At 53.8% G+C, this 25,180-nt stretch carries 21 protein-coding genes; 10 read left to right on the top strand and 11 right to left on the bottom strand.

What is annotated here, in order from left to right:
- Positions 1-130 precede the first annotated feature (130 nt).
- The 4 genes from AC1Z3F_RS13915 to dnaA form a co-directional block, all read right to left on the bottom strand.
- Entirely contained in the window at positions 131-688 is a 558-nt protein-coding gene (locus AC1Z3F_RS13915; RefSeq protein ID WP_131089653.1) for a DciA family protein, read from the bottom strand.
- Positions 681-1,844, bottom strand: a complete 1,164-nt coding sequence (gene recF, locus AC1Z3F_RS13910; protein WP_131089874.1) for a DNA replication/repair protein RecF — start codon at positions 1,842-1,844, stop codon at positions 681-683. The genes AC1Z3F_RS13915 and recF overlap by 8 nt, the downstream gene beginning before the upstream one ends.
- A 57-nt stretch (positions 1,845-1,901) precedes the next feature.
- Positions 1,902-3,029: a DNA polymerase III subunit beta gene (dnaN, locus tag AC1Z3F_RS13905; RefSeq protein WP_131089652.1), complete on the bottom strand. Its 1,128-nt coding sequence runs from the start codon at positions 3,027-3,029 to the stop codon at positions 1,902-1,904.
- Positions 3,030-3,497: 468 nt separating this feature from the next.
- A complete protein-coding gene (dnaA, locus tag AC1Z3F_RS13900; RefSeq protein ID WP_131089651.1) occupies positions 3,498-4,934 on the bottom strand; it encodes a chromosomal replication initiator protein DnaA in 1,437 nt (478 codons plus the stop codon).
- Between the two features lie 516 nt (positions 4,935-5,450).
- Here dnaA and rpmH point away from each other — a divergent pair.
- The 8 genes from rpmH (at position 5,451) to AC1Z3F_RS13860 (ending at position 11,069) form a co-directional block, all read left to right on the top strand.
- Positions 5,451-5,588, top strand: a complete 138-nt coding sequence (gene rpmH / locus AC1Z3F_RS13895) for a 50S ribosomal protein L34 (protein ID WP_075972541.1) — start codon at positions 5,451-5,453, stop codon at positions 5,586-5,588.
- Positions 5,589-5,653: 65 nt separating this feature from the next.
- Positions 5,654-6,007 (top strand): ribonuclease P protein component, encoded by a 354-nt coding sequence (gene rnpA / locus AC1Z3F_RS13890; RefSeq protein ID WP_483566097.1) that lies wholly within the window; start codon positions 5,654-5,656, stop codon positions 6,005-6,007.
- Positions 6,007-6,384, top strand: a complete 378-nt coding sequence (gene yidD, locus AC1Z3F_RS13885; protein WP_131089649.1) for a membrane protein insertion efficiency factor YidD — start codon at positions 6,007-6,009, stop codon at positions 6,382-6,384. Before rnpA ends, yidD begins: the two co-directional genes overlap by 1 nt.
- Positions 6,384-7,358 (top strand): membrane protein insertase YidC, encoded by a 975-nt coding sequence (gene yidC / locus AC1Z3F_RS13880; RefSeq protein WP_131089648.1) that lies wholly within the window; start codon positions 6,384-6,386, stop codon positions 7,356-7,358. The genes yidD and yidC overlap by 1 nt, the downstream gene beginning before the upstream one ends.
- Positions 7,359-7,360: 2 nt before the next feature.
- On the top strand, positions 7,361-7,888 hold the full coding sequence (locus tag AC1Z3F_RS13875; RefSeq protein ID WP_483566096.1) for a Jag family protein: 528 nt from the start codon (positions 7,361-7,363) through the stop codon (positions 7,886-7,888).
- Positions 7,889-7,934: 46 nt separating this feature from the next.
- Positions 7,935-8,576 (top strand): 16S rRNA (guanine(527)-N(7))-methyltransferase RsmG, encoded by a 642-nt coding sequence (gene rsmG, locus AC1Z3F_RS13870; RefSeq protein ID WP_444614589.1) that lies wholly within the window; start codon positions 7,935-7,937, stop codon positions 8,574-8,576.
- Between the two features lie 175 nt (positions 8,577-8,751).
- Positions 8,752-9,675, top strand: coding sequence for a ParA family protein (locus AC1Z3F_RS13865; protein ID WP_278184788.1), 924 nt, complete (start codon positions 8,752-8,754; stop codon positions 9,673-9,675).
- A gap of 194 nt (positions 9,676-9,869) precedes the next feature.
- Positions 9,870-11,069 carry a ParB/RepB/Spo0J family partition protein gene (locus AC1Z3F_RS13860; protein ID WP_483566095.1) on the top strand — a complete coding sequence of 400 codons (1,200 nt, stop codon included), beginning with the start codon at positions 9,870-9,872 and terminating at the stop codon, positions 11,067-11,069.
- Between the two features lie 3,495 nt (positions 11,070-14,564).
- Here the strand turns inward: AC1Z3F_RS13860 and trxA are convergent.
- The 5 genes from trxA to AC1Z3F_RS13835 all read right to left on the bottom strand — a co-directional run bounded on the left by trxA (position 14,565) and on the right by AC1Z3F_RS13835 (position 20,139).
- On the bottom strand, positions 14,565-14,888 hold the full coding sequence (trxA, locus tag AC1Z3F_RS13855; protein WP_131089644.1) for a thioredoxin: 324 nt from the start codon (positions 14,886-14,888) through the stop codon (positions 14,565-14,567).
- A gap of 29 nt (positions 14,889-14,917) precedes the next feature.
- Complete coding sequence (gene trxB / locus AC1Z3F_RS13850) at positions 14,918-15,886, bottom strand: thioredoxin-disulfide reductase (RefSeq protein WP_483566094.1); 969 nt, start codon at positions 15,884-15,886, stop codon at positions 14,918-14,920.
- A 100-nt stretch (positions 15,887-15,986) separates the two neighbouring features.
- Positions 15,987-17,729: a hypothetical protein gene (locus AC1Z3F_RS13845; protein WP_483566093.1), complete on the bottom strand. Its 1,743-nt coding sequence runs from the start codon at positions 17,727-17,729 to the stop codon at positions 15,987-15,989.
- A gap of 126 nt (positions 17,730-17,855) precedes the next feature.
- Complete coding sequence (gene murJ / locus AC1Z3F_RS13840; protein WP_483566092.1) at positions 17,856-19,616, bottom strand: murein biosynthesis integral membrane protein MurJ; 1,761 nt, start codon at positions 19,614-19,616, stop codon at positions 17,856-17,858.
- A complete protein-coding gene (locus AC1Z3F_RS13835) occupies positions 19,600-20,139 on the bottom strand; it encodes an NUDIX domain-containing protein (protein WP_131089642.1) in 540 nt (179 codons plus the stop codon). Before AC1Z3F_RS13835 ends, murJ begins: the two co-directional genes overlap by 17 nt.
- 124 nt (positions 20,140-20,263) lie before the next feature.
- Between AC1Z3F_RS13835 and AC1Z3F_RS13830 the strand changes: the two genes are divergently transcribed.
- Complete coding sequence (locus tag AC1Z3F_RS13830) at positions 20,264-21,715, top strand: CCA tRNA nucleotidyltransferase (protein WP_483566091.1); 1,452 nt, start codon at positions 20,264-20,266, stop codon at positions 21,713-21,715.
- Between the two features lie 584 nt (positions 21,716-22,299).
- The gene (locus AC1Z3F_RS13825) at positions 22,300-22,422 is read left to right on the top strand and encodes a hypothetical protein (RefSeq protein WP_262198890.1); all 123 of its coding nucleotides are present in this window, start codon (positions 22,300-22,302) and stop codon (positions 22,420-22,422) included.
- A 139-nt stretch (positions 22,423-22,561) separates the two neighbouring features.
- Here the strand turns inward: AC1Z3F_RS13825 and AC1Z3F_RS13820 are convergent, their stop codons facing one another.
- On the bottom strand, positions 22,562-23,647 hold the full coding sequence (locus AC1Z3F_RS13820; protein ID WP_483566090.1) for an inositol-3-phosphate synthase: 1,086 nt from the start codon (positions 23,645-23,647) through the stop codon (positions 22,562-22,564).
- A 295-nt stretch (positions 23,648-23,942) separates the two neighbouring features.
- Positions 23,943-25,175: a DUF6716 putative glycosyltransferase gene (locus AC1Z3F_RS13815; protein ID WP_483566089.1), complete on the bottom strand. Its 1,233-nt coding sequence runs from the start codon at positions 25,173-25,175 to the stop codon at positions 23,943-23,945.
- Between the last annotated feature and the right edge of the window lie 5 nt (positions 25,176-25,180).

Genomic DNA, 25,180 nt, shown 5'->3' with positions numbered 1-25,180 from the left:
TCGGTGCTTCTGTGGCCTAAATCGGCCACATAAAGCTAGCAATTGACCTTCTGAGGCAGTTGCGGAGCATAAGTGAGGGGGGATCCACCCTCCGGGTGCGTTAGCGCGCCATATGCCGTGCCAGCTATTTTTATCCGTAGGTGTCTCTTGGACCGCGTCCAGCGACCGAACGCATGCCGTGACGCCACGACGGAGCATTGGGTCCTAAGACCTTGAGCACGGTAACAATTCCGGGGCCCAACTCTGCATCAAATTTTTTCAGAATATCGTGGCTCATTAGGCGCATCTGTGCCGCACGTGCGGTCGTATCACAACGCATCACCACCACCGTATCTTCAAAAGATTCGGGTTTACAGTGCTCTGCATTTTCCGCACCAATGATGTCAGCCCAGCGCCCCAGCACCGAGCCCACGGCAACTTGGGTGTTCCAGCCGCGAGCCTTGGATAGCCGCGAGACAACTTCACCAATAGCTCGAGGGTCGCGCACCACTCCAGGTTCGGAGGTTCCCTTTTGGTCCATGAAGCCGCGACGGGCGGACTGACGTTTGCGAACTTTTTCCATTCGCGCTGCATCTACGCGGCGTTCGCCGCGCTCTTCCGCGAGCCTACGCATTCGGTTCAGCAAGGCCTTCGCTGAGTCGATTTCTGGATCAAAGCGGTGTTCGTCCCGCTCTTCAGGCTCACGCATCGACAACCTGGCCAGGGGATACCTGGAAGAAATGTCCCTTCAGTGCTTCGGGAACATCTTCCACTACGGCCGCCGTGACCAAAACTTGCTCTGCGCCGGCAACAATATGAGCCAGCCGATCTCGACGAGTGGTGTCTAGTTCGGCAAAGACATCATCCAAAATCAAAATTGGTCCCGAACCCGCTCGAGGATCATCATCACCAAAAACTCTGTAGGCTGCCAGACGCAGAGCCAAGGCAAAGGACCAGGTTTCACCGTGGGAGGCGTAGCCCTTGGCGGGAGTTGGGCCTAGGATCAGCGCAAGGTCATCACGGTGGGGGCCGAATAGCGAGATGCCGCGGTCTAGTTCACGGCTGCGGTTCGATTCGATGGCACCAAGAAGAAGATCTTGGATCTCTTCTTGGTTCAGCTCCTCCAACGACGTCACCGGAAGGCTGTTCTCGTCGGTTTCGCCTTCCAACGAGGAACGGTAGATCGCCTGTGCCGCTTTGCCGCCATCAGCAAGATCCGCGTAGGCAGCCTGCATATATGGCCTGATGAGCATAAGAACATCAAGGCGGCCTCGGATGAGTCGAGCCCCGCAGGTGGCCAGTTGCAGATCCCATGCTTGCAAGGTGTTCTCTTGCGAAGCGGTGAGTTTGGATTTTCCACGAATGGATTTCAGCAATGCATTGCGCTGCTTGACGATTCGTTCGTAGTCATTTTTGGTGCCGGCTTCTATCGGCCGCAAGGCAATGAGTAGTTCGTCAAGGAACTTGCGGCGATTTGATGGATCGCCCTTAACCAAAGCCAAATCTTCAGGGGCGAACAACACCGTTCGCACCATGCCCAAGATTTCTCGAGCACGTATCGGGTTAGCTCGATTGATCCTTGCTCGGTTCAGTTTCCCGCTAGTGATCTCCACCTCGAGCGTGGTCTTTTGGCTTCCGCGGTGCAAAGTACCGCGAATCAAAGCTCGTTCTGCACCAAAATTCAGCAACGGAGCATCGTTGCTGACGCGATGAGACGCCAAATTAGCTAGGTAACCAATGGACTCAACGATGTTGGTCTTGCCCACCCCATTGGGGCCGATTAAAACGTTGATGCCAGGAGCTAGGTGCACGTCAGCCTGCGCATACGAGCGGAAGCTCGTGAGGGAAAGCTGCGAAATATACACCGAAGTCCTGACAACGTCGTGGTGGCGGATGAAATGTTCATCCGCCACTTTGCGGGTTTAGTTCGAGTTTGGCAAACGTACTGGCATCACAAGGTAGCGGTACTGATCCTGATCAGCTTCGTCCAGCTTCTTCTGACCGGTCAGCATCGCCGGCTTTGGAGCACTGGTGAACGAGAAACGAACAAAGTCAGTGGTGAACGAGTTCAAACCTTCAGACAGGAAGGTTGGGTTGAACGCCACAACAATATCTTCGCCGCGTAAGGAAGCAACGATTGCTTCTTCAGCCTGTGCGTCTTCGCCGGTACCAGCATCCAAGGTCAGCTGTCCATCGGTGAAGGCCATGCGAACTGGGGTATTTCGTTCTGCAACGACCGATACACGACGTACCGCTTCCATCAGTTCGCTCGTGCGAACCGTTGCATGGATCGGGGTGTCGCTTGGGAACAGCGATCGAATCTTTGGGTACTCGCCATTAATCAACAACGAGGTGGTGCGACGGTTGGAGCTTTCGAAGCCAACCATGTCACCGTTTTCGCTGATTGCAAGCTTCAGTTCGCCTGCACCCGAAAGAGTCTTAGCAACTTCGCTCAAGGTCTTGGCCTTGATCAAGAACGAAGTGGAAATCTCCGAAGTGTTTGGAGTCCAATTCAGTTCGCGCAGTGCCAAACGGTAACGGTCAGTTGCCAGGAAGGTGATCAGGTCGTTTTCAATTTCAACCTTGATGCCGGTGAGCACTGGGAGAGTGTCATCCTTCGAAGCAGCAACGATGACCTGAGAAACAGCAGCAGAGAAAGCCTGACCATCGATGGTGCCGGCAATTGCTGGAAGTTCTGGAAGCGTTGGGTATTCATCAACTGGCATGGTGGCCAGGTGGAAGCGTGAGCGACCACAAGTCAAAGAGATCTTGGTGCCATCGGTTTCAAGAGTCACCGTTGAGTTTGGCAATGAACGAGTGATCTCAGCCAAGAGCTTGCCTGATACCAGGATCGAGCCTTGCTCTGAGATGTCCGCAGGGATCTCAATGTGTGAGGAAATCTCATAATCAAATCCCTCGAGGCGAACTAAGCCGTCATGGGTAGTGATCAAGATGCCAGCCAGTACTGGTGAGGGTGGGCGTTGTGCCAAGGACCGAGCGGTCCAGGATACGGCGTCTGCCAATACATCCTTTTCAACGCTGAACTTCACGAAAAATCCGCCTTTCGGAACCCTTTGAAACTTAAGTCAGGCCAAGAAGGTTTTTCCCTCGCCAAGTTCTTAAGCATAGAGCAGGTAGTTGCACGTTCTCTCCATCTTAATCTTGCCACGTCTTGTTGATGCAAAGTCATCGCTCGGTCTCGGTTGTTGATGAGAGCTGCGAGAAAAAGATTTGAACAGGTTTGGCTCGAGGTTCAGGAGTGGACTCGTTATTTGGATGAATAAGTGTTTAAAGGAGAAGTGTTAATAACCCCTGTGGATACTGTGGACAACCCCCATCCACCGTGAAATGACGGCGATTGTGCATGTGAACAATCTGTGGTTGAAACTGACACTCAGTTCCAGCACCCTGTTGAAACTCAGTTCCACGATTTTTAACGTCCACATGGGTACCTATGTTTATCCGCAGGTAGTCACCAGATCATCCACAGTTTTATCCACACCTGTGATTTCTTGGGATTAATGCTCCCGCTGGCTCTGCTTAATGCGGTTAGTTAGCTCTGTGACTTGGTTAAAGATGGCTCGACGTTCCGCCATGAGCTCACGAATCTTACGATCCGCGTGAATCACGGTGGTGTGGTCGCGTCCACCAAGTTCGGCACCAATTTTTGGCAGCGACATGTCAGTAAGCTCACGCAAAAGGTACATAGCGATCTGACGGGCGGTGACCAAAGTACGGGTTCGGGACTTGCTGTTGAGCTCATCAATAGACAGCCCGAAGTATTCGGCGGTCTGCTTGATAATCGTTGACGGCGTGATTTCTTGGGCACCGTCTTCGCTGATCAGGTCCTTGAGTACGGTTTCTGCCAAGGCCAGATCAACGGACTGGTTATTGAGCGAAGCGAAAGCGGTGACTCGAATCAACGCACCCTCAAGTTCACGGATGTTGGTGGAGATGCGTGAAGCGATGTACTCCATGACGTCTCCTGGAGCCGAAAGGTTCTCAGCATCGGCCTTCTTACGCAGAATCGCGATACGAGTTTCCAACTCAGGTGGCTGGATATCGGTAAGTAGGCCCCACTCGAAGCGTGAACGCATACGATCTTCGAACCCTTGCAGCTGCTTGGGAGGTAGATCAGAAGTGATCACAACTTGCTTGTTGTGGTTGTGCAGCGCATTAAACGTATGGAAGAACTCTTCCTGCGTTGCGTCCTTATTGGCCAAGAACTGAATATCGTCAATGAGCAGGATGTCTACGTTGCGGTAGGTCTGCTTGAAGCTGGCGCCTTCGTCATCACGGATGGAGTTGATGAAGTCATTGGTGAACTCTTCTGAATTCACGTAGCGAACGCGAATACCTTTGTACAGGTGACGAGCGTAGTGGCCAATGGCGTGCAGAAGGTGAGTTTTTCCTAGCCCGGAATCGCCATAGATGAATAGCGGGTTATAAGCCTTGGCTGGTGCTTCGGCTACTGCCACTGCTGCAGCGTGGGCGAAGCGGTTCGAGGAACCAATGACAAAGGTGTCAAAAATGTACTTGGGGTTCAGCCGGCCGAATTCTTGCGAGTTCGATGGGGGCGTTGGCTGTGGTGCTGGCTGCGGCCGCGGACCTGGGGTCTCAGTAACGGCTGGTGCCGCGGGAGCTGGAGCAGTTGTTTCTGGAATTTCTTCTTCCAACTCGTCCGAAAGAGACAGATCAACGCTGACGGCACAGCGGATATCGTCTTGGAATACTTCGCGTAGGGCCTCATCTAGAGGTTCACGAAGTTGAGTCTGCAGGATGTCTCGCGTCAGGTCATTGGGAACTGCCACTAGCAACGTAGTTCCGATCAATCCTTGCGGCTTAGCCAACGATACGAAGGCACGGTAGCGGGCTTTGACGCGATCGTCGTCCTCGATCTTGCGAATGACCTGGCGCCAGGAGCTACCAATGCTATTGGTTTCGTCGCTGCTCACTAAGGGCGCCCCACTCTCGATAAAAATGCAATCTTGGTCACACGAATCTTGTTTCCAAGGCTCGAAAACGCCGTTTTTTGGACGACGTCTCCATTGATTCTATCCACCATCCACACAGTTATGCACAGCTAGGTGGAAAAAGTTGGCCACTAAACTGTGGAAAAGAGGTTTTCCCTTGAGAATAAGCGTTTTAAGCTTGGAGATGACCTGCGGTTTCGTGGCTAAATGTGAACTTTCTTTCGTTATGCACAGTAGTAATCCACAAGTTTGGGGTAGATTATTCACAGGCTAACCGCCTGCCGGGCGAAGTTGGTGGAACTGTCGCGCCAATTTGACCTATGGCGAACATTTTTCTATTGTTATTCAGTCCTGTGTGCTTCATTTGCGACTTGCTCATTTTTTAGAAGAGCCCGCGAAATACGCACACTTTTTATAAGTTACGAGCGTCATCCTGTTGTTCACTGCTAAATAGTCAACGGGAAGAACGCATCATCTAGATCGTCTTGGAGTGTCACCGTGAGCAAGCGGACTTTTCAGCCAAACAACCGTCGTCGTTCGAAGAAGCACGGTTTCCGTCTTCGTATGCGTACCCGTGCAGGTCGTGCCATCCTTTCGGCACGTCGTGGCAAGGGCCGCACCGAACTCTCAGCATAAATTTGCGACTCAGCTGTTGGCTTCATGATTTCAACGAGCTCAACTAAAGAGCTGGTTGAACCATCATGTTGCCAAAGAATCAGCGACTGCGCTTAGCGCAGGACCTAACAGTCACAGTACGTTCCGGCGTCCGAAGCGGACGCCGGAACGTCGTGCTATATGCACGCCGCCGCGAAACTGAAGAGTTTGCGGGGGACCGGTTTGGATTCATAGTTTCCAAGGCTGTTGGTATTGCCGTTAAAAGGAACCTCGCTAAACGACGAATGCGAGAAATCGCCCACGAGCTTCGGCGCGTAGAGGGCGATGTTGACTTTGTCGTACGTGCGCTTCCTGGCGCCTCGGAACTTTCTTGGGATGAACTTCGTTCCCAGATCAACGCATCATTTTCCGCTGCGTTAGGGAAGCTCGAGGATCGCTGATGCGTAAGGATTCTGCCCCCCGCACTGGGTTGCTGTGGATCATCATTGATATTCCACGCAACACCGTCATCGGGTTGCTAAAGATTTACCGAAAAATCATCTCGCCACTATATGGCGATGTATGCCGATACTTTCCTAGCTGTTCTGCCTATGGGCTCGAAGCGGTGACTCAGCACGGCGTTGTTAAAGGTGCCGGACTGACCACTTGGCGAATCCTTCGGTGCAATCCCTGGTCTCACGGGGGCGTCGATCATGTTCCTGAGGGACCAAGGATTTGGCCAGAAGGCAAACTGCCGAGGATCATAGTTCTGAATCATCCTGTGATTCCCGACGATGAAGACGCCGCGGATAGCGGCCGCAAGGAGCTCGACCACTGATGAACAACTTTCTAGACACCATATTGACTCCGTTTACTTATGCGGTGTCGTGGGTTTTGTGGGCATTCCACGAACTGTTCACTCGGATTGGCATGAACGAAGGTTCAGGCGTTACCTGGACCCTCTCGATCATCTTCCTTGTGCTGCTGATCCGTACGTTGCTGATTCCAGTATTCGTCAAGCAGATCAAATCGCAGCGCGCTATGCAGGCCTTGCAGCCTGACCTTCGCAAGCTACAGGCGAAATACAAGGGCAAGACCGACCAGATGTCGCGTCAGGCTATGGTTCAGGAGCAGCAAGAGCTGTTCAAGAAGCACAAGACTAACCCGCTGTCTTCCTGCTTGCCTCTGTTGATTCAGATGCCGTTCTTCTTCGCACTGTTCCGCGTACTGAACAATGCCTCGCACGCCAGCGAGAACCACCAGTCCGTTGGTGCCCTCTCTGTTGAGAACATCCGTAGCTTTGATAGCGCCGAGATCTTTGGTGCTCCGCTGTCGGAAACTTTCTTGGGAACCTTCAACTCGGGTCATACCAACTGGGCCGTTGTTGTTGTCGCCGTCATCATGATCCTTGCGATGATCGCATCGCAGTTCTTCACCCAGCGCCAGCTGATGACCAAGAACATGAGCAAGGAGGCCCTCGAAGGCCCGTTCATGCAGCAGCAGAAGATGATGATGTACATCCTGCCGTTGGTCTTCGGTATCGGTGGTATCAACTTCCCAATTGGTGTTCTGATTTACTGGACCGCTACCAACCTTTGGACCCTGGGTCAGCAGTACTGGGTTATCCGTAACAACCCAACTCCAGGCTCCCAGGCAGAGCGTGAACTTAACGCTCGCCGCGCAACTAAGGGTTTGCCTCCAGTAGGTGTTAAGAAGGAAGACGCAGCTGCAGCCGCCGAAGAGGCAGCACTCCAGCAGGCTAAGGGCCAGCGTGACCAGCCAAAGCGAAATAACCGCCGGAAGAAGAAGTAGCGATGACTGCAACTGAGAATATTGACGCTCCAACCGTGGAACCTCAAATCGTGGCACCACAAGACGCACTCGACGAGGGTGAGGTTGCTGCAGACTACCTTGAAGAACTTCTGGATATTGCTGATCTTGATGGCAACATCGACATCGAAATCCGTGGCGGACGTACCTACATTTCGATCCTCACCGATGAGGACGATGACTCGCTCAATAGCCTTATTGGCGATAAGGGCGAGGTCCTAGACTCTCTGCAGGAACTGACCCGACTGGCAGTTCTTACCGCTACCGGTGAGCGTTCCCGTTTGATCCTGGACATTGCAGGGTACCGTACGGACCGTGCTGGGCAGCTGAAGAAGTTGGCTGAAGAAGCCATCGAGTCGGCTCGTTCAACCGGCGAAAAGGTCCACCTGGATCCAATGAGCGCCTACGAGCGTAAGCTCGTGCACGACGTGATTGCCGATGCAGGATTGCACTCGGAATCCGAGGGTGAATCAACTCGACGCCATATCGTTATCTCGGTACTGGACAACTAAGCAACATCGCGCGCAAGCGTGCTGATCGACCTAAAGGACCAAGACCATGACTGAGGATCTCAGCCTTACTGCAGAAGAGACCCTGGCCGCTGAAAAGATCTTCGGCGACCGCCTGGATTTAGCTAAGCGCTATGTCCAGCACCTGGCTACCTCAGGCATTGAGCGTGGACTGCTTGGCCCTCGTGAGGTACCGCGCCTGTGGTCCCGTCACGTACTCAACTGTGCCGTGATTGAATCGGTCATCGAGCGCGACGTCGAAGTTGCTGACGTAGGTTCCGGAGCGGGCCTTCCAGGCCTCTGCTTGGCCATTGCCCGCCCAGACCTCAAGCTGACTCTCATTGAGCCACTAGAGCGTCGTTGCATCTGGCTTTCGGAAGTCATCGATGACCTTGGCTTGGATAACGTGACGGTTATGCGTGGACGTGCTGAGCAGATGGTTGATGCCGTTAACGCTAGCTATGTCACTGCACGTGCCGTCTCCGCACTGACCAACCTCGCTGGCCTGACGATCCCCCTGCTCCACGGCAAGGGTCAACTTATTGCTATCAAGGGTCGCTCAGCCGCCGAAGAAATCGACAAGGCTTCCAAGGCCATCCGCAAGCTCGGAGGCAAGGAAACAGAAGTCCTCACCATCGGTGGAGAATTCCTCGCAGAGCCAACTACGGTGGTTCGCATTAAGGTTGGCTAGCCCAACGCGATAGTCTGTTTAATAGTTCTTGGGACGCTAACGGCAAATTTCGCGCGAGCTGTAGGCCTGAAGTTGTTTAGCAATTCCAATAACTTGTTTTGAATGTTTCACGTGAAACATTGTCGGTGTTGCCTTGAATATGGGTTGCATCAATTCACGAGGAGGAGTTTTACCTGTGTCCAAGACTAAGAGCTCATCGAGCAGCGCTTTTGACTTCAGTGACTCGTCCTCGCCACTGGCTACACAGATAGCTAGCGAACTTCGTCGTCGCGAAGCTTTGGAGGCCACCACGGTGCCAGCGCCTGATAAGACCCGCTATTTCACGATCTCAAACCAAAAGGGTGGGGTCGGTAAAACGACGACCACTGTTAACCTTGCTGCTGCTCTAGCGCAGGGCGGAATGAACGTTTTGGTGATCGACATTGATCCGCAGGGCAACGCCTCAACCGCTCTCGGAATTGAGCACCATGCCGAGGTCGACAGCATCTACGATGTGCTTATCAATGATCTTCCGTTGGCTGACGTTGTTGCAACCTGCCCAGAGCTTCCTAGCTTGCAGGTAGCTCCTGCGACGATCCACCTCGCTGGTGCTGAAATCGAGCTTGTATCCCTCGTGGCGCGCGAGCAGCGCCTACAGCGAGCCTTAGATGACTACGCACGTACGCGTCAGCGAGAGGGTCTCCCACGACTCGACTACGTGTTCATTGACTGCCCACCTAGCCTGGGCCTTCTGACCGTCAACGCTTTTGTTGCTGCACGCGAAGTTTTGATTCCTATCCAGTGTGAGTACTACGCATTGGAAGGACTGAGCCAGTTGCTGAAGAACATTGAGATGATTCAGAAGCACTTGAACTCCAAGCTGACCGTCTCCACGATTCTTTTGACCATGTATGACGGTCGTACCAAGTTGGCCGCGCAGGTTGCTAATGAAGTTCGCGAGCATTTCCCTGAGCAGGTTCTTGAAGCAGTAATTCCTCGGTCCGTTCGTATCTCCGAGGCACCTAGTTACCAGCAGACCGTCATTACGTACGATCCCAACTCAACTGGCGCACTTTCGTACAAGGAAGCAGCCCAAGAGATGGCCGAGCGCGGCGCTTAGTCTGCCTCAAGCCGTTCCACGTAAATAGATCGATATTTACGTATTTTTTTGTTTGTTTTTCGTGTTCACTTTAAGCGGTTTGAAGCGAAGTCAACACTGGAGCTAGGCTTTTGCGCGCGCATCCCCGTATGAAAGTTTAAAAACAGTAAACTAGTCTCGGGCTGAATGTTCGGACGAAAGGGCGTGCAATTAACATGGCAGAGAAGAAGCGTGGATTGGGTAGGGGACTAGGTGCTCTTATCTCGAGCTCGCCTGTCACGGAGATTGCCGAGGAGAAAGTCGATGTTTCACGTGAAACATCTTCGACTGAGACTAAAGCTGATTCCGCAAAAAGTAAGGCAGCACGTCCTGTAGACATGTTCTTTGAACCGGGTCGCAAGTCCTCGGCACCAAAGTCTGCTGCGCCAGCTGCAAGCAAGACTACGAAGCGACCACGCGCGACGATGCCAGGGTTGAATACCTCGTTGTCCGCCAAGCCAGTGGTTGAACCCACCGAAGCTGAAAAGCCAGCTAAAAAGACTGCACCAAAGATCGAAGCACCTTCGGTGACAACCGATGAGACGTCCGATCTTGTTGAGGTGCCGGGCGCTAAATTTGCGGAACTTGATGTAACGCAGATTCATCCTAACCGTAAGCAGCCAAGAACCAATTTCGACCAGGAACACATGGATGAACTCATCCATTCCATCCGCGAAATTGGACTTCTTCAGCCCATCGTTGTTCGTCCCTCACGCGAAGCTGATGACGCACCGTATGAGCTTGTCATGGGTGAACGCCGTTGGCGCGCGACGCAGGCGGCCGGCCTGGAAACCATCCCAGCAATCATCCGCGACACACAAGATAATGATCTTCTTCGCGACGCATTGCTTGAAAACCTGCATCGTTCGCAGCTGAATCCTCTTGAAGAAGCGGCTGCATATCAGCAACTATTAGAAGAATTCGACTGTACTCAAGAAGTACTTTCAGATCGTATTGGACGTTCGCGTTCGCAGATCTCCAATACTATTCGTCTCATGAAGCTGCCTCCACTGGTTCAGCGCCGGGTGGCAGCGGGAGTACTCTCCGCTGGACACGCGAGGGCATTACTTGGGCTTTCGAACAACGAAGCTATTGAGCAACTAGCCCAGCGAATCATCAACGAAGGCCTTTCCGTACGAGCTACGGAAGAAGCGGTAGCGCTCAGTGACGACAAGCCTAAGAAGGCTGCAAAGAAGACCAAGGAGACTCAGCGTAACGAACGCCTAGACTTCCTCGCTACGTCGCTTGCGGACCGCCTGGACACGAATGTGAAGATCCAACTTGGCTCGCGCAAGGGTAAGGTCAGTATTGAATTCGCCTCCGTCGATGACCTCAACCGCATCATGCAGGTCATTGACCCTGAGATGAAGCAATAATTTAGCAGAAAAGGCGCATGTTTCACGTGAAACATGCGCCTTTTGCATTTAACGACGCGTTTCACGTGATACATCATGGAGAGAACGACGGACGGATGTTCTTGTCCTCAGTAATCCACAGACTCCAAGGGCATCGATAACTGGTGGAATCGACCGAGCCGAAGGAAATCCTATTCAGTCCTACCAGTGGTACCTGACGGGGCTGACGAATGCACAGACCTGGGGTACAGGCCTCTCCAGTCCTGCGATCGAGGGGACAGACGATTGATAGGGTGATTAGCCGTGAAGTTTCACGTGAAACATTACGATTTCAACGTTTGACGACGCAGGACTACAGATTTATGCGACCGCAATCGGCGAAAGTTCGGTTGCAGGGGATCCGGGCTTAGAGCGAGTCTAGGAACGACAGAAGGATCCAGTCCGTCAGCCGCAAATTTGTCTCCAAGATGTAGCGCCACTATTGAGATGAAGAGGTCCCTGAAGGAATCACGGTGGAGATGTCAGATTCAGATGAGTCGGCGTTGAACTGCGAGGGTGTAGCTACAACGTCGCATGCTGCAACGCAAACCACTAATGATCTTGCTGGCCGACTCTGTGTAGCTATCTGGCCCATGCATGCGTGGAGATATTCTTTCGCTCGGACTGCAACAACACCGTAGGGGGAGTGCCCCTGGGGTAGGAAAGATTGTCTGTCGCGAGGAATAGAACCACGGGCTTCAACTGAAGTAGCGTGGCTATCTTCTAAAAACGTGGTTCCTGATTCGCTGTCACAAGTCTCCAAGGAACTACATAACTGTTCCACCTCTCTGAGATTGCAATACACGATGATCAGGATTCATTAGGTTAGAGATCGTTTTGGCTTCTGCACGGAGGTTCTCAGTGTCTAGCGCGTCATCAGATATGGGAGCGGTGATGCTTCAAACATGAAATGCGATCACTGAGACGGATAGGGGATAGGTGTATCTGACATGATTCGCGGATCGACAGTTGCGGCGAGTCGGAATTGAAGCAATCAGTTTCGACTAGCCACGGGTTTCTGATCAGGATCGCCTGCGCTGAGTTGCTGGTCTGTAGATTCACCAAGACGCACCAAAAGTGTGAGCTCTCGACCTCCGCGACGAATACTGACGGGTTTTTCAAGCAGCTGATGAGCTTCAGCTGGAAGCACGATAGGTTTACGAAACTGAATCAGTACACCGAAGGGGAGTGGTCCTTGATCTACGCAGTGACTTCGTGCCTGTGTCAGGGTTCAGGCTTGAATGATCTCTCCGTGGGCGTGCCCCCGACTGCGGACACGTAGTTCGGTCCAGGTTCTGACGTTTCACGTGAAACATCCGTGTTCGGATGGCTTTCCTAGGTCTTTCTGAGACCTGCGGGGGCGATGGGGTAGTTCAGGTCTTTCCTTCAATCATTATTGGGGGCTCCGAGGTTTCCTGTTCGATGATTATGTATTAGTGCCGATCAGTATCTGTGTCTCGTACTGTAAAGCTGAGCATCATGGGCGCTGCGGGTTCGTTGTTGAAACACGATCCATCCTTTGCCGCCAGTTCGTTTGCATAGCAATGAACGGCAGGACTGTGGACAGAGGGGAGCGCACCGAGTAGATTCCATCCAAGCTGAGCAGTTCAGGTAATGGATGGGCACGACGAACTGCATCGATGTTTCACGTGAAACAGTGATGAATAATGCGTAACTGTGCAGGCACTTCCAGCGACGGATTGCCGTACGTTTCACGTGAAACATCCAAGCGGACTGGTGGCAAAGATCTTCAGAAATCCTAGAATGCAGTTTAGGTCGCCCCGAGATTGGTATCCATCCAAGACAACATAGTGCTCACATTGTTCTGGGGAAGCCGAGTGAAGTTTAGTTGGCCATTCAAATGAGGCCGAGGGGCTATATGGTGTCGAAGAATGAGAGCGGGAAGCGTGTCCAAAAGAGACGGCATAGCACATAGGGATATGCGAGTATTTGGCGGATGCACGCTATTCCGAGCCCACGCTGAGTGACGGTCTGGCAGATCGAAATCGACGCATGCCGTGTGCTCAACGTTGTGACCTAAGCGTTGGTCCTGACTTCATGCATTGAGCCATCAGGAGTGGCAGCATCTTATGCCGGAGTAACCCTGGATCGGGCGACCATGATCGGGCGGGCCCAGAGGGACTTGCGTGGTTCATGGGCCGATAACTTCTGCTGTACAGCATGACTGGGACAAGAGTTCCAGCTCGTAAGGACTGGATACCATTGGTCTAGTTTCATGCGAACAAAAGCGTCGAACACGCGTGTTTCAAGCGCCTGAATGCTTAGCAGAACTCTCTAGGACAACTGAGCACCCCTTAGGCGCTCTACGGCCCCCTCAGGAGCCTCCAGACCCTCCTCTCTCGTGAGAGGCTCCGCGGTTCCACGTTTGAGGCCCATACGGCCTCCAGAAGCCGATTCTAGGCTGTCCAGCGATCCAAGAAGGTTAGGGGTTGGCTACAGGAACAAGTTATGGACCTATCGAGCGCATGCTCTAGGCAATTGGAACCGCGATTAGTGCAAGTCTTGTCGGCAGAACGCATCAGGAAGCTGAACTCGCGGCGCTAGACGACGTACACCGAGCGTCGAAGGAAAGCTCACGAACTCTGGGGGAGAGCGAGCAGCTGGCTGACGTATGGCTCTCCAAGATCTAGTGAAGACCAGCTGAGTTTCATGTGGGGTGTAGAGACTACGTCCAGCTTTGAGGAAGAGCTCCTATGAGCGCGATGATCTCCTCGCCACCAGGTTGGTTGAACTGAAACTTGGACTAGATAGTGCCTATGGGAAATTTGAAAAGATTTGTTCAGTTGAGTCTGTTCGTATGTTCCGTGAGGGTCTCGGACAGCAACCGGGACAGCGGGGTGAAGCTAGACGTCGAGGGCACGAAGATCGTATCGAGGATGTGTCTTTGCCAGCTTGTGCGTTCAGGGGAGGAGTTGTCGTTGTCAGCATCGGTGGCTCGAAGCTCAAGATTCCATCTCGGTTCAAAACATTTCTGTGCGGAACTCGGAGAGCAAAAATACCGACGTTTTAATCGACAACTACACATAGGTCTAACGCGTTGATCTGACAGAGTCGTGAAAATGAAAATTGATGGGATCTACAAAGCAGACTTACACCGTGGAACGAGGAGCTAGTTTTCCTCCCGAGGGAATCTACTGCAGTTAGAAGGGTCGCTCTGGCTGACTTGAGAGAAATGCAAATACCATTTTCGATCGTAGAGGATGCATTTTTTGGCAACCACCGGCAGACGCTTTGAACGAACCACTTTCCTGAGCCCGGCGAGGTCAGAATTGTAGTTTCAAGTTAGAGTAACTAGAAAAACAAAGCAAATAACTTTCATACTGCATCTCGTGCTCCAAATAGCTCTCAGGAGAGGCACCTAGTTCATCCTAACCCCAGCTAAGGTCTGAAAACATGCTGAGACGAGAAAAGGGGGACCGGCCGATGGCCGATCCCCCTTCTGGTAAAGCTAGTGACTTACAGGTACTCTGCAAAGTCCTTTTCGATGACAGCCTTTGGCTTAGCACCGATCGAGGTAGCTACGTGCTCGCCACCCTTGAAAACGTAAACAGCAGGGATGCTGGTGATGCCGTACTTAGCGGCGATGCCCTGGTTCTCGTCAACGTTGATCTTTACAACGTCTACCTTTTCAGCGTGCTCTTCAGCAATCTGATCCAGTACTGGACCAAGCTGGCGGCAAGGACCGCACCACTCTGCCCAGAAATCGACGATGACTGGCTTTTCGGAATCCAGAACTTCGCTCTGGAAGGTTGCTTCAGTTACTGCTTTTGCGTTGCTCATGAGAGACAACCCCTTTCTGAGAAATCTACTTAGACGGTAGCTACGGTTTCGGTGGTGATGTTGGCCAGGTAGTGCTCCACGTCCTGTGCAGCGGCGCAGCCGGAACCGGCTGCGGTGATTGCCTGGCGGTAAGTGGAATCGATGACGTCGCCTGCAGCAAATACGCCTGGCAGTGAAGTCTTCGAAGTACGTCCTTCGACGGCGATGGTGCCCTCGGAAGTCAGCTCGAGCTGATCCTTGACGAGATCAACGCGTGGGTCATTGCCAATGGCAACAAAGATACCGGTGACGTCCAGGGTGCTCTCGGCGCCGTTGACGAGGTTCTTCAGTGCGATGCTCTGAACCTTATCCTCGCCGTTGATGCCGACAACCGCTGAGTCCCAAACGAAGTCAATCTTCTCGTGGGCCAGGGCGCGATCTGCCATGATCTTGGATGCGCGCAGCTCGCTGCGGCGGTGTACAACGGTGACCTTGGCAGCAAACTTGGTCAGGAACAGTGCCTCTTCCATGGCTGAGTCGCCACCGCCGATGACGGCGATATTCTGCTCGCGGAAGAAGAAACCGTCGCAGGTAGCGCACCAGGAGACGCCGTGGCCGGAGAGGCGCTTCTCGTCTTCTAGGCCCAGCTCGCGGTATGCGGAGCCGGTGGAGACGATGACGGCATGTGCACGGTAGGTGGTGCCATCAGCCAGCGACAAGGTCTTGATGTCGCCTTTCAGGTCCATTTCGGTAACGTCGTCGAACAAGATCTCAGCGCCAAAGCGCTCAGCCTGCTTCTGCAGGTTGTCCATCAAGTCCGGGCCCATGATGCCCTCTGGGAAACCTGGGAAGTTCTCCACCTCGGTGGTGTTCATCAGTTCGCCACCAGCTGTAACCGAACCTGCGATAACCAGAGGTTTAAGGTTCGCACGGGCGGTGTAAATCGCAGCTGTATAACCCGACGGGCCGGAGCCGACGATGATTACGTCGCGGATTTCGTCGTTCTGTGCTGAAGTCACGGGGATAGAACCCTTTCGTCCTAAAATTGCGAGGTGGATAGCGAGGCTTTACCTCACTATCCACCTCAACGTATGGCTTTGCTAAAAAATTCCGCTACTGTTACTTGGCGGAGAATTCACCGATTTGCAGACCGTATGGTCGCGATGAGTTGCTGCCCGATGCCTTACGAGGCAGGTCGGTGACATCGAGGAAGACGTAGGAGCCTTTCATGGAATCCTTATCCCCGTCCTTCACGGCCACGGAGACCGATGGGCCGGAGAATGAGCCCTTGGCTACAGACTTAGCATTGCCCAGATCATCGGAATCACCAACGAGGATCTCGTAGTCACCGCCGGTGCCATTCAAACCTTCCAAGTTCACCTCGGAGATGGCCGCCTTGTCCTTGAGCTCGAGGATGAAGACCATATTCGAGGCGAAGCCACCGAAGTTGCTGGTGGTGTAGGTAAAGGTGTCATAGGTGCTCGAGGCGTTGCCGTCGACCATGTTGGCCAGCTTGCCATCGGTTTCAGCATTCAACTGCTGGTTACCAGGAACCAGTCGTGAAATATCCGAAATTACAGGCTTTGGCAAGGCCGGCTCGGAGGATTCCTTCGGCTTGGCCGACTCGGAAGGAGCAGCGGACTGCTGAGGCTCGTTGGTGGTATCGGCAGTAGTTTCCTTATCGCCACCAAGGAAGTTGAAGGCGAAGACCACGGCAAGGATCAAGATGATCAGCAGAACCGCGCCAACCACAATGCGAGTGCCCTTGGACGTCGACTCATCATCTTCTTGCCCGGTGGCCGCAGCCTGGTTTGGGATGACAACGTTTTTGGCGGCGGCTGGGAAAGTTGATGCCTTGGCTGCAACAGCGGCTGCACCAGCAGCAACAGCGCCCGCGGCACCTGCTGCGGCTCCGGCTACACCGGCACCCTTCTTCTTGGCGGGCTTCTGCTCGTCCTCAACAGGCTTGTTATCCGCAGCTGGCTTCTGAACTGGCTGCTGAGCTGGCTTTGCTGCAGCGGCACCTGCTGCGGTTCCGGCGGCGGCGCCAGCAGCGGCCTTAGGCTTGGTGGAATCTGATTTGGCGGACTCGGACTTGGGCGAATCAGACTGAGTCGAATCCGACTTTGCGTCAGCTGGCTTTGCAGCCGCTGGGGTATCACCCTTTGACTGGGCGGCGGCAGCTAAGGCTGCGGTGGCGGTGACGTTTGGCTCGTCGTCCTGATCATCAAGACGGGTAACCGCTGGCTGACCCTCGGTGGTCGGTGGCTCGGTGGAAGCCACAGGGTGGGCAGTGGTAGCCGGAACCTGCTCGTTAGGAGCGGTCTGGTCCGACTGCTGGCCATTGGCCTGGTCTTGGTTTTTCTTGCCGAAGCGGTTCTTCAGACCGGCAAAACCGCTGGAGAAGGCGGTGCCGAACTTGTTTTGTTCAGCAGGCTCGACCTCGTACTGGTTGTCGTCCTCGTAAGACTCTGGGGCGGACTGACGGGTCACGCCGAAGATCTCAGTGCCCAAGGTGTCGGTGAAGAACGGTTCAACGTAGGGTGCGTCGTCGGACTCGAGAACTAGGTCCAACAGGTCCGAAGAGCGTGCCACATTGGCCACGAGGTAGCTCTGGTTGGTGTCGGTGATGCCAAGGTCCAGTACCTGGACGTTGGAGGCGCGTTCACCCATCGCAATTTCGCGGGCACTAGCGGCCAGCTGAGAGGAGTTCTCGGCCGAAGCCACCATGATGCTGACGGAGCGATTAAGTACTTGGTCAATGCCTGCAAGTACCAAGTCACCTTCAGCTGATGAAAGGACGGTCTCAGTGACCTGGTAACGGCCGCTGAGGACAGAGCCGACATCGATTGGCTGCGCCACGTGCATCTCCAAGGGTTGATTGTTCTTCGGTAGCAGTACTCAGACCACCACCTGTCATGTTACCTGTCAGCGGGGCCGATTTGGTGCCAATCTTGCGCAGAATCACTGGCAAGTTTCCAAGGTTTTTTAGCGCTTGAATCCTGGGATTCTTCGAAGGATTGGACCGAGGAAGCCATCAAGCTCCGGCACCTTGGTTTTGTGGAGTAATCCGATGTAGACAACACCCATGGTTCCGGCCACCGCAATGATCGAAATTATGGCGTTGATCAGCGAGGAGTAGGCAAATCCGAAGCTGAATCCACCCAGTAGCCACAGCACCAAGCAGCCCACTGCGCCGGAGAGCGTAGCCATCCAACCGATGCGAACATAGGTATCGATCACCGACTGCACACCGTAGTTTCCGTAGCGGCGCTTAACCAGGAAGTGGGTGCCGATGCAGGAGAGCACGTTGGTCAGGCCGTAGATGAAGGCAATGGCCGCAGCGATGTGCATTGGGTCAATCACGGCTGCTGCGGTGAAGGCCAAGATTAGGCCAACCGCCGCGGTGGCGGACTGGATCAGCATCGGGGTGCGGGTATCTTCTTCGGCGTAGAACACGCGCAGCATGAAGAACTGCAGGGACTTAAATGGCAGGCCCAAGGCTGTGAGAACCAACAACTGGCCCAGTGCTCCGGCGGCTTGCGCGGCGTTCTCCGAGGAGCCAGCAAACAGTCGACCCAGCGGACCGGCAAGCACGATAAACACGATGGTGCAGAAGACGATTGGGATGGCGGTAGAGCGCATGCCGCGGTTCAGTAGCTGGCCAACATCGGCGTAGCGCTTTTCGGTGAAGGCTCTTGCGAAGTCGTTAAACAGCACGGTGGCCACGGTCAGCGCGAACAGCGAGTGTGGCAAAACGGTGATCAGCTGCGAGGTATTCAGCGCGTACTCACCGGCCACCGAGGCGGCCTGTTCGGGAGCCATGGAGGCACGAGCTGCGGTGGCACCAGAGACGATCTTGGAGTACAGCAACGAGGAGAGGTTGCCGATGACCATGGCGCCCAAGGTCCAGATGGCCAGCTTGCCCACGTGGCGCAGGCCCATGCCGCGCCAGCCAAAGTCAAAGCTCAGCTTAATGCCGACCTTCTTCAGTGGCCAGAAGAGCACCAAGGACTGCAACACAATGCCTAGGGTGGAGCCACCGGCAAGCCACATGGTTTTGACCGCGCTCCAGTCCTGCATCGGATCGCCCGAAGAGTAGGCGCCGAAGGTCAGGATGAAGGCGCCAATGACTAGTAGCTGAATGATGTTGTTGACCGCCGGGGCCCACATAAAGGCGGCAAATCGCCCGTTGGCGTTGAGTACCTGGCCTAGTACCGCGTAGAGCCCGTAGAAGAAGATCTGTGGAAGAGACCAATAGGCAAACGCGGTGCCCAGCATGATCATCGGGTCGGTCCAGTTGTTGGTCAGCGCGATGATCAACGGTTTAGCGCAGATGGTCAGGACCAGGGTGAGCAGCCCCATCACCACCACAACCAAGGTCAAAAGCTTTGAGGTGTACGCAGCACCTCGGTCTTTAGCTTTGGACGCCTTGATCAGCTGCGGGATCAGCACCACGTTGAAGACGCCACCGGCGAGCAACATGTAGATGATCGTCGGGATGACGTTGGCTTTTTCGAAAATATCGGCCACCGAGGTGACCGAACCAATAGCCATCGCCAGCAACGCGGTGCGAGCAAAGCCCAACAGACGCGAAACCATGGTTCCCGAGGCCATCAGGGCGTAGATCTTAGAGCGTGAGCGTCCCTGCTGGGTATGCAGCTGCTGGGGAGGTTCGGCGACTAAGTCCATGGCCCCGGTCATTGGCTGCTGATCGGAGCCCGCAGAAGAATTAGGAACCTGAGACATGCTTTGTAAGAACCTCGCGTGCCAGATCAGCGATCCGGCGTTCATTAGGGAAGGACAGGCGTTTGCCTAGGGCATCAAGAGGTACCCAGGCAACATCGACGGCTTCGTGATCGGGGTCGTTCTCGATCGTTAGTTGTCCGCCAGTAGCTTCCAGCAGGAAATGGTGCACAGTTTTGTGCACCCGGTAATTGGTCACGGTGAACCAGTAATCGACCGAACCCAACGGGGCAAGGATCTTTCCGGCGATGCCGGTCTCTTCCTCGATTTCGCGGATAGCCGCTTCCTCATTGTTTTCTATTCCCTCGGGGTGACCCTTGGGCAGGCACCATTCCAGCCGTCCGCCACGGTTATACCGGGCGATAATTGCGACGGGGAGTTTGGGTGCGTTGAAGTCGATCACAATGCCGCCGGAAGAGACTTCTTCCACCGTTGGCAAGCTTGTATGACCGCCAGTTGCCTGCGCACGAGCCATTGACGCAGTCAATGGGGTGCGCTTTGGGGCAGACGGGATCGGTCGGTTCATGGATCCACTCTATCGAGAAAGTGGCCTCGTTCGCTTTATCGACGTGGACAAGTAAGTTATATCGCAAGCAATTTCAGCGCATTTTCAAGCATTTTGCCCAGATTTCTGGCACGCTTAAGTAACTATGCATGCACTTCCCTCACCTGACGTATTACGTCAAATCCTGCCCTCGGTTATTTTCGACTTGGCCGACCGTTTTGTGGCGGCGGGCCATGAGTTGTCTCTGGTGGGTGGACCGGTCCGAGATCTCTACTTGGGTCGAGTATCCCCGGACCTAGACTTCACCACCAGCGCGCGCCCGGAAGAAACCATTAAGGTGATCTCCGGTTGGGCCGACAATATCTGGGATGTGGGTCGAGAGTTCGGCACTATCGCCTTCAAAAAGGGCGAGCATACTTTGGAAGTCACCACCTATAGGGCAGATGCGTACGACAGCCAATCGCGTAAGCCAATTGTTGCCTTTGGCGATAACCTGCACGATGACCTGTTCCGCCGTGACTTCACCATGAACTCGATGGCACTTCGATTGCCAGATCTTGAACTGGTGGACCCCTTTGATGGGGTGTCCTCGTTGAGAGATCAGTCGATCAGGACTCCAGGTGCTCCGGATATTTCCTTCTCGGATGATCCATTGCGCATGATGCGTGCAGCGCGTTTTGCTTCGCAGCTGCAGATTGAAGTCAGCGCCGAGGTTCGTCAGGCCATGAGCGAGATGACCGAACGTATTGAGATCATTTCCGCGGAGCGTGTGCGTGACGAATTGGTGAAGCTGATCAAGGGAACAGATCCTCGGGCGGGCATCAACCTGCTGGTTGAGACCGGGTTGGCTGACAGAGTACTGCCTGAAGTTTCAGCACTGCGCCTAGAAATTGATGAGCACCATCGGCACAAGGATGTCTACCAGCACTCATTGACTGTGCTCGAGCAGGCCGTCTCGATGGAAACGGATCAAGATGGCCCAGTGCCTGGACCCAACTTTGTTCTGCGCTTTGCAGCGTTGATGCATGACATTGGCAAGCCGGCCACACGCAAGTTTGAACCTAACGGCGCGGTGTCTTTCCGCCATCACGACATGGTTGGCTCCAAGATGGTCAAGGCGCGCATGCGGGCCCTGCGTTTTGATAAGGAAACCACCAAAGCTGTGGCTCGGCTCGTTGAGCTGCACATGCGGTTTTATGGTTACGGCGAAGCAGGCTGGTCTGACTCTGCGGTGCGCCGCTACGTTACCGATGCCGGTGACTTGCTTGAGTACCTGCACCGCCTGACCCGTTCGGATGTCACCACGCGCAATCGCAAGAAGTCGGATCGACTGGCCTTTGCCTACGATGATCTCGAGGCACGCATTGCGCAGATTGCTGAGCAGGAAGAGCTGCAGTCGATCCGTCCAGACTTGGACGGGCAGCAGATTATGGGCATCTTGGGCATCAAGCCTGGGCCGGTAGTTGGTCGTGCCTACAAGTTCTTGCTCGAGCTTCGTTTGGATGAAGGTCCGCTGGGTGAAGATGCTGCCATTGAGCAGCTACGAGCTTGGTGGAGCGAGCAGCCTGAAGCGCAGGAAGCAATTACCGAAGAGTAACTGCTGACAAGCACAGAGACAGAATGAGCATCCGGCACCCTCAAGGGGCCGGGTGCTTTTTCATGCTCGAAAAAAGTTCTTAAACTTTTTGACCTAATTAGTGGCGGAGCCTGTGCAATCAATGTATGCTGAATACTGTGATTGGGAAGTCTCAATGAGACTTGCGGATCGATGAAACTTATTAGCAGGCCCCGTGGTGATTCGCGGCTGGCCAACAAATAGATCTTAGGAGGTGGAGAAAAGATGAATATCAATCTGGATATTTCAACTCATCGCACATGGCGAATTGACGGTGACTTTATGTCTACCGGCAATCACGGCCTTTTCTCTCCAACCTCCGGAACAGTGGATTCCTAGAACACGGTGATCCCCACCCAAGTTCCTGAGGTTGAAAGTCAGTAATCGACTCCCACCTTAGGAACTTTTTTCATGTCTAGCCTCCTGTTTTCCTCATCCGCTCAACAGGCTGTTCGCACCTCGGAACTTATCTTCGCAGGACCCGAAAGCCTCAAGGCTCGCGCAATCTCCACGACGCGACAAGATCTTCCCAACCCTTCGAAAGTTAACGAAGGGAGGGAAAACAAATGAAAAATCGACAAGCCAGTCGCAAGTTGAAAAACCTCGACAGCACAGAATTTAACCGTCGCATGCGTGAGCGTGAACTGAAAAACCATGTGCCCGTAGAGATGTACCTACGTATTCGTTGATCCGCGACAACGCCATTACCGTTGTCCGTCCGTCGAATCAGAGGTACCCCATAATGAACTCGCATATTAATGCTCAGAGGCCCGCCGGCCTGCAAGCCGGCGGGCTTCTCCGCATCTAAGGGTGTTTTGGTAGTGAGAACTAGCGTTCCACGTCGCCGCGGATGAAGGCCTCGACTTTGTTGCGTGCTGTTTCATCGTCGTACTGCTCGGGTGGCGACTTCATGAAGTAGCTCGATGCAGACAAAATTGGGCCACCGATGCCGCGATCGAGGGCGATCTTGGCTGCGCGTACCGCATCGATGATGACACCTGCAGAGTTTGGTGAGTCCCAAACTTCTAGCTTGTACTCCAAATTCACTGGAGCATCTCCGAAATTGCGTCCCTCGAGGCGAACAAAAGCCCACTTCCGGTCATCTAACCAAGCAACGTAGTCGCTCGGGCCGATGTGAACATCGTCAGTGGCCAGTTGAGCCGAAGTATTTGAGGTGACTGCCTGAGTTTTGGAGATCTTCTTTGATTCCAAACGGTCGCGCTCGAGCATGTTCTTGAAATCCATGTTGCCGCCAACGTTCAGTTGGTAGGTGCGGTCGAGCACTACGCCTCGGTCTTCAAACAACTTGGCCATCACACGGTGGGTGATAGTCGCACCGATCTGGCTCTTGATATCGTCGCCAACAATTGGGACGCCCGCTTCGGTGAATTTCGCAGCCCACTCGGGAGTGCCAGCGATGAACACTGGCAAGGCATTAACAAAAGCAACGCCGGCATCAATCGCGCACTGAGCGTAGTACTTGGCGGCCTGCTCAGATCCAACGGGAAGGTAGCAGACTAGGACGTCCACCTTGTTTTCCTTTAGCTGCGCAACGATATCTACCGGCTGCGCAGCAGACTCTTCGATGGTCTCGCGGTAGTACTTGCCTAGCCCATCAAGGGTGTGACCGCGCTGCACCGTAACCCCGGTCGTAGGAACATCAGCGATTTTGATGGTGTTGTTTTCGCTGGCCAGAATTGCTTCTGCGAGATCGAGGCCGACCTTCTTGGCATCAACGTCAAAGGCAGCAACGAACTGAACGTCACCAACGTGGTACTGGCCGAACTGCACATGCATAAGACCTGGAACGCTGACCGCTGGGTCCGCATTTCGGTAGTACTCAACACCTTGGATAAGTGAAGTGGCGCAGTTGCCTACTCCAATGATGGCAACACGGATCGAGTTTGCTGACACATGGGCTCCTTTGAAAATGTGTAAGACCTTCGGACTTTAGGGCGCATCAAAAGCACATGCTGGAGATTGCCCTTGAAGCTATTAAGCCTTATGAAGACCAGAACATTCCCAACCAGCCAAGACATTACAAATCTAATGCTGAGGAGGGCGGACCCTGGCGACTACGGTCAACGGTTGATGGTCGAAGCTGAGTTAACAAGGACGGCCATTTTGTACAGAAGTAAAAAGACTTTTACTCGTGTCTCCTAGCTGGAAGTCAGGCCAAAATGTATGTCAGTACCAATTTAGCATACACTCATGACATAGTTCTAGTGTTGCTACCACGTGAGCGTTGGTAGCTACGACGAACCTTCAGTAACACCTTGACCACCGGAGATGGCAAAGACGTGCGCAGGCGATGACGCAGAGGCTGTCGGCGAATAAAGGCCAACATCTCATGGTCAGTGCGTAGCTTGCCCTCGTTCGCCCGCTGAGCCAACACCTCGAGGGACTGAATGAAGCTGCGATCCATGCGGTGGAAGTAGTTTTCCCTCAACCAAGCTTTGCTGGGTTCACCGAAATTCAAGGAAACAACGTCATTCAAATTCCCGATGATTCCCGAGGCAGTAAATACGGTATTGATCATCTGAGTACTGACGCCAAAATCAGAGAGCACCATCGTGGGTAAACCTCGATCAATGGACTCTAAAGCGGCAGTAGATGACACGGTGACCAATGCACTGCCCGGAACCAGGGCTTCGCTCATTGATCCCGCATCAAAGCGAATCCGTGATTCTGAACTGATCAGCTTTTGAGCTTTGAGGTTATCGAACAGACTGTCATAGGGATAGGCCTCCATATGCGTCTGCGGTTCACCCGCCTTGGCACGAAGCTTGATTAAAACCTCGAGGCCCGGATTCATCTGGCTAGCCTTTTCCAACGCTAACAAGATGGATTCACGCTGCTGTTCAGTCTCTGGAACCTTGGCCTGAGGTGCAAACACCAGACGACTGAACTGGTGCTCCTGGACCGGAGGGAAACCAATGGAGTGCAAGAACGGCAGCTTGCTGACCATGATGGTTGGCTGATGCCCCTCGCTTAGCTCGGTCATATAGGAAAAATCGCGAGCTTCGGCATGAGAATGACAAATAAACGCATCGCCGGCGCGACGGTAATTCCAGCCCTTACGAGTCGCAGGGTAGGCGACACCAGGCAGAGCAGAAATTAGTGCGGTGCAACGTCCGTCAATTGGTTCGGTACGTAGTATCCGTGAGTAAATTTCAGCGACAACAGGGCCAGTTGCCGAGGCAAAAACAAGGTTTTGCGCCACCGTATCGGCGTTGAGCTGAGAAAGCTGAATGACCTCGAGCGCAGCTGGATCTAAATCGGTTCCTTCGAAGGCTGCCGCGATTTGCTGCGCAGTTGGCATGACCGGGGTGCGTGCCAAATAGATTTTCCGGTCCCATTCAGGGCCTAGACGGTGCAAAAAACTTGTTGCCATTTTCAGATATGAATCTGAGTCGGCAATAGCAAGAATAGAGGGTTTCATTAGTG

The organism is Glutamicibacter sp. MOO4, from assembly GCF_056934395.1.
This window is presented reverse-complemented; position numbering and strand designations above follow the sequence as displayed.

Coding starts and splice junctions, on each gene's coding strand:
- AC1Z3F_RS13915 (WP_131089653.1), bottom strand. CDS start 688: ATGCGTGAGCCTGAAGAGCGGGACGAACACCGCTTTGATCCAGAAATC.
- rnpA (WP_483566097.1), top strand. CDS start 5,654: ATGTTGCCAAAGAATCAGCGACTGCGCTTAGCGCAGGACCTAACAGTC.
- yidD (WP_131089649.1), top strand. CDS start 6,007: ATGCGTAAGGATTCTGCCCCCCGCACTGGGTTGCTGTGGATCATCATT.
- yidC (WP_131089648.1), top strand. CDS start 6,384: ATGAACAACTTTCTAGACACCATATTGACTCCGTTTACTTATGCGGTG.
- AC1Z3F_RS13875 (WP_483566096.1), top strand. CDS start 7,361: ATGACTGCAACTGAGAATATTGACGCTCCAACCGTGGAACCTCAAATC.
- rsmG (WP_444614589.1), top strand. CDS start 7,935: ATGACTGAGGATCTCAGCCTTACTGCAGAAGAGACCCTGGCCGCTGAA.
- AC1Z3F_RS13860 (WP_483566095.1), top strand. CDS start 9,870: ATGGCAGAGAAGAAGCGTGGATTGGGTAGGGGACTAGGTGCTCTTATC.
- trxA (WP_131089644.1), bottom strand. CDS start 14,888: ATGAGCAACGCAAAAGCAGTAACTGAAGCAACCTTCCAGAGCGAAGTT.
- murJ (WP_483566092.1), bottom strand. CDS start 19,616: ATGTCTCAGGTTCCTAATTCTTCTGCGGGCTCCGATCAGCAGCCAATG.
- AC1Z3F_RS13835 (WP_131089642.1), bottom strand. CDS start 20,139: ATGAACCGACCGATCCCGTCTGCCCCAAAGCGCACCCCATTGACTGCG.
- AC1Z3F_RS13830 (WP_483566091.1), top strand. CDS start 20,264: ATGCATGCACTTCCCTCACCTGACGTATTACGTCAAATCCTGCCCTCG.
- AC1Z3F_RS13825 (WP_262198890.1), top strand. CDS start 22,300: ATGAAAAATCGACAAGCCAGTCGCAAGTTGAAAAACCTCGACAGCACA.
- AC1Z3F_RS13815 (WP_483566089.1), bottom strand. CDS start 25,175: ATGAAACCCTCTATTCTTGCTATTGCCGACTCAGATTCATATCTGAAA.